This is a genomic window from Bacillus sp. M13(2017), assembly GCF_002218325.1.
In the GTDB taxonomy this organism is placed as follows: domain Bacteria; phylum Bacillota; class Bacilli; order Bacillales; family Bacillaceae_G; genus Bacillus_A; species Bacillus_A thuringiensis_K.
In genome coordinates this window covers 1-9,339 of the sequence record NZ_KZ268535.1, presented here as the reverse complement: position 1 = coordinate 9,339, position 9,339 = coordinate 1, and the positions used below count along the sequence as shown (strand labels likewise).

The following is a 9,339-nucleotide window of genomic DNA, read 5'->3' as shown; positions in this document are numbered from 1 at the left end:
TTTTTTTTTTTCCCTCTTACTCTTATTTATATAGGCTCTTTCGCTCTATATTTTTGCTATTTTTTGAGGTTAAGATACGTTAATTTTTCACGCTATATTTAGATAAAAATCCGAAGGATTGCCCCTTTTTGTAGTTTCCGTGCTTCGCTATCGAACTGGCTAGCCCAGTTAGGCTATCACAGGGATTCTCATTAGAAAGGGTAAAATGCACTTCGCTACGCTACGCCCTTTCCAACGAGCCTCTACCCTGCGATTTCCTACCAGTGCGCCAGCTCTTACCGCTTAGCATGGGAAACTACAAGGGGCGTTCCTGTTCAAAAAATAGATTTCAAAACGATAAAAAATAAAACCTTTAAAAATAAAAATACAAAGAACAAAAAAATATAAAAGAAACAAACGTCTGATTTAATCAAACGTTTGTTTAACAAATAGCCGCGCCATGGCGCGGCTATTTGCAAAGACCTATGAAAAAAGATGTGGAATAAATAATGATATATGGTTCCACACCCGTTTTCCATAGGTTGCATGTAGACCGAAGTTGCATTTAGACGCTATATATAGCCAATTCCCCGCCCCGCACCTTCTTTTCTCCGCTATCGCTACGAACTTCCTGACCACTCACATACTACGTCTATATGTGAGTGGTCAGGAAGTCAGAAGGTGCGGGGCGGGGAATATGAGAGTTGAGTGAAAGAGAAAGAGTAGTAGAATAACAGAGTAAGAGAAGAGAATGAGTGTGAAATAGAAAGAAAGAATAAGAAAATAATAAGTATGGAAATAGATATGGAGAGGGTTGGTAAGAATATGGTAAAATAGTAGATAGAAAAGGTAATAGATTAGAAGAGTAGATGTATAGAAGGATAGAAGATTAGGAGAGGGAAATATGGCAATTACGAAGAGAGATGTAGAGATACTAGAGTGGGTAAATTTGCATGGGTTTGTATTAGCAGAACAGGTACAAGAGTTTTTTGGTTTGGGAAAGACAGTTGTTTATAGGAGATTAAAAGAGATGGTAGAACAGGGGGTATTGAAGAGAGAGAGGATTTTATATGATTATGGGAATGTGTATTGGGTAACGAAAGATGGTGTGGAATTATGTGAGAGTGAAATGGCAGCGGGGAAAAAGCCGAGTGTGAATAATTTTGTGCATGATAAGAAATTAGTGGATTTATCGGTAAAGTTGTTAAAAAAATATGAGGGATCGAGTTGGATAACAGCAAGACAAATTAAATCGAGATTAGTTAAAAAGGCAAGTGAAAAAGATAAGTTTAAAGCATTAGCTATGAGAGTGGCAGATGGGATATTGATTGTGAATGAAAAGAAGTATGCAGTAGAACTAGAGTTGTCATTAAAGAATAGAACAAGAGTGAAGCAGATTATAAGTGATTATGCGGAACGAATTGCAAAAGGGCAGTATGTAAGTGTGATTTATGTAGTAGAAAAGGAAAGCATTGCAAAAGTATTAAGAGAAGAAATGAATCAAACAGTTGTATCAGATAGATTTCAAATTATGAAATTATAAAGATAGGAGTAGTAATTGTATATGGCAAATAATCAGTATGAAGAAAATAGGAATTCATTAGAATGGATTCGTTTTGTGGCATGTGTATGTTTTACAAGTGGGTATTTGATTGCAATTATTTTTAAAAAGATTGGTGGATTAGCGCAAGTAGGAAAAGTAGAAAAACGAATTGTGTTTTGTATTGCATTTGGATTTTCAATTTTATGTGTGTTGAATGATTTTCAGACATTATTAGCATCTAGTGTTGTGTCATTTATGATTTCATTTGTAGAAAGCTATTATCAGGTATTGCCAATGGAATTAAAAAGGTTGGTATTTGCTATTTTTCCAGAGCATAATACGCTGTTAGCGTTTTTAGTGAATGGTGTTAAAACAGCGGGGTTAGTGGTTGCTATTGAAAATGTGTTTAAATGGGCAACTAGAGTAGATGAATCAACTGTACAAAATAGTCCATCTTTAGAGCGAGAGAAACAGGAAAATAGTTTGGCCAATAAAGTTATTGTGAATCTAAAAGAGAAACAGCAAGAAAAAACATATCAAAAAGAAATGGATCGTGGGGAAATTCCAAAAGGTGTACGTTTAGGAAGAACTATGACTGGAGGTCAAGAAATCACACTAACACCAGATGTTTTAAAGAAACACATTGGGTTAGTTGGAACAACTGGTTCGGGTAAAACCATAACGATTAAAACATTTCTTGAATATGCGATTTTAAAGAAGCAAGCAGGGATTTTTATTGATGCAAAAGGAGATATGAAACTTGCGGAAGAAATTCGGAAGTTTGCTGAAAAGCATAAACGTCCTTTTTATCATTTCAATACAGATGGAGTTGGCATGCACTATAATCCTTTAGCTGTAGGAACTCCAACAGAGTTAACAGATAAAATTTTAACATTGTCTGATTGGTCTGAAGAACATTATAAGTTATCTTCTCAAGAATTTTTACAATACTTATTTCGTGTTTTTGAAGCTAGAAATGTGAAAGCGACTTTAACAAGTGTTTCACAATATTGTGATGCTGATGCTTTAATTGGATTAATTACAAGCCAATCAGAAATAGAAGTAAATGAAGAAGCGCCTAAAAAGGTTGCTGTTAGTAATTTAAGTGATACAGATGGTTTAGTGTTGTTTGATAATGAAAAAGTTGATTTAAGCAAATCTGAGCCTTCTGAGAGCGTTTTTAAACGTGATGAAGTTTTTACTTTAATTCCAAAAATTAAGCGGATTGATAAAAAGGCAATTGAAGGTTTGGCCAGTCGTGTTTCTATTTTGGCTGAAGGAGATTTTCGACATTTGTTCCAGGAAGAAGAGGGAAATACAATTGCATTACATCAAGTGTTAGAAGAAAGAGGAATGGTTATTTTTACGTTGGATAGTTTGCGATATCCGGAAGGCGCTCGACAACTTGGAAAAATGATTATTAATGATTTAAAAACGAATGTAAGTAGTCATATGAAATTAAGAGAAGGTGAACATGTTACAGTTGCAATTGATGAATTTAATGTAATTGTTACGCAGCAAGTTATTGATGTGATTAATAAATCTCGTGGGGCAGGATTTGAAGCATTGCTTGCTTTTCAATCTTTAGCAGATATAGAAACAGTGAGTGAGCATTTACGAAAACAAATCATGCAAAACTGTAATACTTTAATTGTTCAGGCACAGAATGATCCAAGTGATGCAGAAGAATTGGCAAAGGCAATTGGTACAGCTGATAGTTTAGATTTTACTTATCAGGTAGATATGGCTCAGGGTGTAACAGGTTTGGGAAGTATGCGAAATGTGAAAAACTTTGTGTTCCATCCAGATGAAATTAAAGCATTACAGACTGGGGAAGCCTTGGTGAAAATAAAGCAAGGTGATAAACTAGTAAGGAAAAAAATTAAGGTAAGAATGGTAAAATGGGAGGATTAATTACGTGTTAATTTTAACAGCTTTTGTGAATTGGATTATTATATATATGCTTTTAGCTTTATATATGAATTCTAATATTTTAGCCGCATTTATTTCGGCGGTTATTATTGGTGGGCTTACTGTATTAAGCACAACCGAACATGCAGAAAAATTGTATCGTTATATGAATGGCATGAGACGAGCGACGAAACGAGAAGTAGAACAAATTAAACCAATTTTAGATGAGCTATGTCAAAGAGCAAATATAACAGATTTGGTTTTATGTGTAGCAGATGAACTATTCCCAAATGCGTATGCATTAGGTAGTAAGACAGTTTGTGTGACTAAAGGATTATTAAAAACAGCGAATGAGGAAGAGCTTGCAGGGATTCTTGCTCATGAACTTGGTCATTTGAAGTATGGGGATAGTAAGCGTTCTGTCATGGCGCATACGTTGAATACAGCGGGTACAGTGGCTACATGGATATTAGTAGCTATGGCAACGATTTTATCTCTTCTTTCGAATCGTGTTCCGATTGTGGCTGTATTAGCGGCTCTTGCAGCGGTTGTATTAAAAGCTATGCAAGTCGTTTTACATAGAGTTGCTGATTTATCGTTTCGAGTTGTTGGAAGAAAAGAAGAATTTCGAGCGGACGCGTATGCAGTTGAATTAGGAATGGGAGCAGGTTTAATGTCCTTTTTAGAAAAAATAGAAGGAACTGAAGGTTCTCCAAAAGGGATCTGGGCACGTTTAGAAGCGACTCACCCACCTGTAGCATTTCGCATTGAACAAATAGAAATTGCGTTAGAAGAACAACAGGAAGAAACTATATCATAAAGGAATGTATGATATAATAAGTATCCATCACTAACTAACTTAAGGGCTTCATCCATAAAAAAATCTCTTTATATGTGTGCATATAAAGAGATTTTTTGCGTTTATGTTATTGGTAATTATGTTAAGATTGATAAGACTACATTTGAAAATGTGGGTTCAAGTTGCTGTATTGACTGAATTGCACCAAAAAACCAATTCCATTACACGGGAATTGGTTTTTTGGTGTGCAATTAATCAGTATATGACAGCCGTAAGGAGTTGTGTCTTTTCATAGATTAGTATAACAAAAATAGAAAGAAAATTCAAAAATAAAAGAATGAATGTTTACATATTTTCAAATCCGAACACAAAAATGTAAGGATATGGGTTATAATGAATGGTGAAACACTCTCCTATGTCTCTAATGATTGTATCTTTTTTTGTTTTTGGTGCGAAATCTGTAGATAGATTTTGCACTTTTTTGTTGTTTTATAGGATTAGTGTGATTTTGGTTTTAGAGTAGAAAAACGTAAATAATAGATTTATTTCGGTTATATCCCTATTTACAAATTAAAACAATTATTAATATCCAAAAAAATGACATATTTTATATTTTTTTGAAAAAATAGCATTTTACGACATTTTTTTTATTTTTTGTATGTTACCATTATGTTGTTCTATTAAATACATATAAAATTTAATAGAGAAAATTAGATTCAAAAGGAGGAATAACTATGTTGAAATCAAAAATTGTAAAAGCAATAGGAACACTAGCTTTAGCTGGAGCTTTAATTCTTCCAGCAATTCCAGCAAACGCTGCAGGAAATCATGATGGATTACAATGGGTTAGAGATGCATATCCAGGAGCAGATTATTATCAATACAATGGTGACAATACTGTTACTGTCTACTATGGTAATTCTTCTTTTGACGTAACTTGTGTTGAAATGATAGGTGATCGTTGCTTTGTAAGAAAATAAAAAACAGGTAAAGTTGGTCTATTTCCAGCTTTACCTGTTTTTTATTTTCTATTTCGAATGTAAACTTTTGAATAATAGTTTACTTTCAAATGATTGATTTTATGGGATTTTAAGAGAATTTTAGAAAAATAGAGATTTCCGTAAGGAAAGTATACATTCATAACACTGAAATAAAAGGATTTCCACGCCCGACCTTTGCCCCCTAGTCTTCGCAGTACGGAGTGGCGCACTGGCATAGGAAACACAGGTTGGAGGCTCGATGTAAAGGGCGTGAAGCGTAGCGGAACGGGCGAAGCCGAACCCTTTATATGGAGACCGCCTGTGTTAGCCTATTCGGGCAAGCCAGTCCGGTTTGCGGAAGTGGGGGCAAAGAGAAGGAGGGTACAAAGTGGATAAAAAACAAAAAATCTAAGCTTGTAAGCTTAGATTTTTTGTTTTTTATGTAGCATTTAATAATAAGAAAAGCCATGTTATGAAAAATGCTACAACTAAGGGAATTATTTTTAAAAAGATCAATAGGTTTTTATTTAAGTAGGTGTATTTTTCTTTGTTGAAAATATATTCTAGGCTAACTGTTATACAAATAAGGATCAGTATAATTAAAATAGATTTCTTGAACAGTAAATTAGATACCAAATTATATAAACTAAGACCTAAGAGTACGATTATAGATGCAAATAATCGAATGTTTTTTTTCATAAATCGTTCTCCTTCTTCATTTATTAGTTACGGTGTATGTGTGGATGTCCTGTCCATGTAATTCCAACTGTGACGCCTTTTCCTTTGTTAACAACAGCTAATGTAGCAGCTCCAAGTCCAACTATAGCCGCAATTAATCCCAATGGTACTGAAGCTGGTATTGTTACATATCCAGCTGCTGCTAATTCGGCTGCAACCCAAATTGCTGCACTACCCCATGCCATTGCTTCAGCTAGTGATTGAGTTTCAGAATTACTTAGTTTTAATCCGAATCCCCATCCATAAAAACCAGCTGAAGAAGATTGTAATTCTTTGAATTGACTTAGGTCATTATTAACATATGAATTTAGTGCTTGTGTTGTGGAAAGTTTTCCAGGGTTTCCTTGTTCATCTTTTTCTAGAGTGAAATATCCTTTTTTAATGTATTCATTTTCTAAGTTTAATCCATTTAAGAAGTTTTGATATTCCTCATTTGTTATACCAATTTCATCTGCTGTTGCATTAATATATAAAAGTCCTTCTGCATTTACTTTTACATATGGAGTAAATGTTTTTGCTGTGTTAAGTGTTTGATTAAATTGTTCGTTTGTTTGAATGGGAATAAAGTTATTGCTTTGATTTTCTTGTACTTGTTCTGTTTTTACTGGTGTTTCTTTTTGTGTTGCGGCTTGCGAAATGCTAGGTGATAAACTACCGATTAACAAAGCTCCACTTAAAACTGCTGAAATTTGTTTTACTTTCATTATAAAACCACCTTTTTTGTAATTTGGAATATATTAGATTCCTATTACATTTTATTTCATATTTATAAATAATGTAATATTATGTTAACAATTGTAATATTATGCTTATTTGTCAAAACCTTGAAATATGTGGTTTTTTTTATAAAAAAAACCTTCTGAAGTAGAAGGCTTTTTTGTTTGTATGTTTTAAAGTTTTAAATTCAATTAGTTAACCACCAGTGTTTCCATCAGACATTAGCATTATTTTTTGAATAGATGGCTCTTTATTTTCTTTTGGAGTATTGATATTACTTAAAGTTAAAGTAAAGACAGTAATAATTCCCATTAATGCTAGGATTGTTTTTTTCATTTTAAAGCCCCCTTATTATGAGATTTTTTTCTTGCTTTTGAACTTAAGTAGAAATATTTGCTTGCTTTTGAATGATTATCTTCATGATAAAATTTTATTGCTAATTTTTCGTTATATTCGTCAATGTACTCATATAGATTTTCTTTTTCAAAATAGATCATTCCTGCTAATATTATTGGTTCTAATTTTTCTCCAGGTATTTCATTGTTTATTGCTAGTAAAATCTTAAATCGATGTTGATATTCTTCATTTTTGAGTTCGTTACTAATTTTTAGACCTTTTTCGAGAAGTTCTAATGCTTTGTTTTTATTATTTAGTTTTGCATGTTCGCATGCTTCAATTAAGATTGCTCTGTAGTTATTTGTTGATTTGCTATTTATTTCGGATAAATAGCGAATTGCTAATTCTGATAGATTTTGATTTGCATACATAAATCCTAAATTGTGACGAACATATAAAATAGCTTGTTCCTCTTTTTCTTTTTGGAAAATATCCATTGCTGATATAAAGTATTCTTCAGCTAATTCGTATTCTTTTAGATGTGTGCATGATAATCCAGAAAGGTTATTACAATAACCTATGTTTAATTCATATCCTTTGTATTTAGAAAAGATTTCTTTTGCTTTAGATGCTTGTTTGATAGCTGGGACATACTGTTGATTGTGGCAACTAAATGTGGAGAGTTTATAATAAAATTCAGCATGTTCCAATTGGTCCGGTATTTCTTTTAATTTTATTTCAGCTTTGTCATAGTATTTTTTTGCTAAGTTGTAGTTTCCAATGCTAGTTGCGTGTATGGCTTTAAAAAAGAAATAATAGTATGAAAGAAGATTATCTGTAGGTGTGTGAAAAGATTCAATTTTGTCGAAGCTATTTTTACCAATACTTAAATGATCCATTAGATATTGATGGCGGAAATCTAATAGTGAATAGTATAAAAGTAGATTTTGGTCTTCTTCTATGTTGTGGATTTTTTTATCAATTTCTAACCTTAATTTATGTGCATTACCTAAATGTCTAGCACGAATTTCGATATACCAGTCATTTAACATGTTTGTGATTTGTTCATTATTTTTTGTTTGAACGTCCACAAAGTAGCCCCCTTTTTACAAATGTATATTATTTCCACTCATTTTATCATGTCTCGACATATATTTACTTTATTAAATTTGATATATATTATTTTGAATATTCGGTAAATTGTAGTTAAAATTTATACCCATTAACAAAGAAACCTTAATACGTAAGGTTTCTTTGTTAATGGGTATAAATAAGGTATTTGTCTTATTGACATTTTTAGGATATCAAAAATGTATGAATCTGTATACATCTCTTTTTGTGAATATAAAAAGTCAGACAAGATACAACAAAAAAAGCCAAGCGTGTTATAATTGAAGTGTCGAAGCTACAACTATAAACGAAGGGCTTTTTTGTCTCTTATAAGAATTGTTAGAGTTTAAGAATCAAGAATAAATCTTCTAACTACATAATAACAAAATTAAAGTCTCTTCGCTAGTTGTAAATACTAGAAGTGGAGAGTTATTTATGAAAAAAACAGTAGATTTTTCAGAAGTTGAGAAAAATGCGAGAAAACGTGATTTAGAGATTGAACGGAAGAAACATGAGAATCATTATACGAAAGAGCAAGAACAAGGATTAGGACAGGCTCTTGAAACATTACAAAATCTTACGGGTGCTGAGTATTATGTAGGACGTAAGCGAGATCCGTTTGCACAAGTGGAATTTTCACAAATTATTCAAGCTAATATGAGATATTTAATTAAGATTGGATATTTAACCAATGCGGAACGATTACTACTTCTGGATTTGAGTTGTTATGTAGAGGTTGGAACTCATGTTTTAGTTGAAAAAGATATTGATAGTGTTGATAGAGATGTAATTAATAATGCCTCGGTTACCTATCTTGCTGAAGAGACTTATAGAACTAGGCATGGTTTAAGTAAATTGATGAAGAGTTTAAAAGATAAAGGAATATTAGCTTGTGCGGAAAGTGGTTTTTCTGATGAATCAGGAAGAATTTGTACTAAACGAACTTGGTTAGTAAATCCTAATATTATTTGCGCTTCAAGAAAAACATCAATTGATAGAGTTACTAAACATATTTTCAAAGGTATTTTAAAGAATTTTACAGTAGCTCAAGATTCTAAAGAAGTACATAATTTACCAGTTTATTTTTTTTGAGAGATACTCTTGTATTTCTCTTTTTTTTATGTTAGAACCGAACAAATTTTCGTACGAAAATTTGTACACTAGTGTACAAAAATTTGTACACTCCCCCCCTCGTGAACCCTTGGTATGACTGACTTTTTTTTTTT

General features: G+C 32.5%; 8 protein-coding genes. 5 read left to right on the top strand and 3 right to left on the bottom strand.

What is annotated here, in order from left to right; all coding sequences use genetic code 11:
- Positions 1 to 883: 883 nt before the first annotated feature.
- The 4 genes from CGQ22_RS31005 to CGQ22_RS30990 all read left to right on the top strand — a co-directional run bounded on the left by CGQ22_RS31005 (position 884) and on the right by CGQ22_RS30990 (position 5,212).
- Positions 884 to 1,522, top strand: coding sequence for a helix-turn-helix domain-containing protein (locus tag CGQ22_RS31005; protein WP_089149798.1), 639 nt, complete (start codon positions 884 to 886; stop codon positions 1,520 to 1,522).
- Between the two features lie 21 nt (positions 1,523 to 1,543).
- Positions 1,544 to 3,436 carry a type IV secretory system conjugative DNA transfer family protein gene (locus CGQ22_RS31000; protein ID WP_089149797.1) on the top strand — a complete coding sequence of 631 codons (1,893 nt, stop codon included), beginning with the start codon at positions 1,544 to 1,546 and terminating at the stop codon, positions 3,434 to 3,436.
- 4 nt (positions 3,437 to 3,440) lie between these two features.
- Positions 3,441 to 4,253 carry a zinc metalloprotease HtpX gene (locus CGQ22_RS30995; protein WP_089149796.1) on the top strand — a complete coding sequence of 271 codons (813 nt, stop codon included), beginning with the start codon at positions 3,441 to 3,443 and terminating at the stop codon, positions 4,251 to 4,253.
- Between the two features lie 713 nt (positions 4,254 to 4,966).
- The gene (locus CGQ22_RS30990; RefSeq protein ID WP_141106082.1) at positions 4,967 to 5,212 is read left to right on the top strand and encodes a transcriptional regulator; all 246 of its coding nucleotides are present in this window, start codon (positions 4,967 to 4,969) and stop codon (positions 5,210 to 5,212) included.
- A 722-nt stretch (positions 5,213 to 5,934) separates the two neighbouring features.
- On the opposite strand, the gene CGQ22_RS30980 is transcribed toward CGQ22_RS30990, so the two are convergent.
- The 3 genes from CGQ22_RS30980 to CGQ22_RS30975 all read right to left on the bottom strand — a co-directional run bounded on the left by CGQ22_RS30980 (position 5,935) and on the right by CGQ22_RS30975 (position 8,094).
- A complete protein-coding gene (locus CGQ22_RS30980) occupies positions 5,935 to 6,654 on the bottom strand; it encodes a hypothetical protein (protein WP_089149794.1) in 720 nt (239 codons plus the stop codon).
- Positions 6,655 to 6,862: 208 nt separating this feature from the next.
- On the bottom strand, positions 6,863 to 7,003 hold the full coding sequence (locus tag CGQ22_RS32260) for a hypothetical protein (protein ID WP_176398969.1): 141 nt from the start codon (positions 7,001 to 7,003) through the stop codon (positions 6,863 to 6,865).
- Positions 7,000 to 8,094 (bottom strand): Rap family tetratricopeptide repeat protein, encoded by a 1,095-nt coding sequence (locus CGQ22_RS30975; RefSeq protein ID WP_089149793.1) that lies wholly within the window; start codon positions 8,092 to 8,094, stop codon positions 7,000 to 7,002. Before CGQ22_RS30975 ends, CGQ22_RS32260 begins: the two co-directional genes overlap by 4 nt.
- Before the next feature lie 454 nt (positions 8,095 to 8,548).
- Between CGQ22_RS30975 and CGQ22_RS30970 the strand changes: the two genes are divergently transcribed.
- Positions 8,549 to 9,205 carry a hypothetical protein gene (locus tag CGQ22_RS30970; protein ID WP_000754324.1) on the top strand — a complete coding sequence of 219 codons (657 nt, stop codon included), beginning with the start codon at positions 8,549 to 8,551 and terminating at the stop codon, positions 9,203 to 9,205.
- Positions 9,206 to 9,339 lie beyond the last annotated feature (134 nt).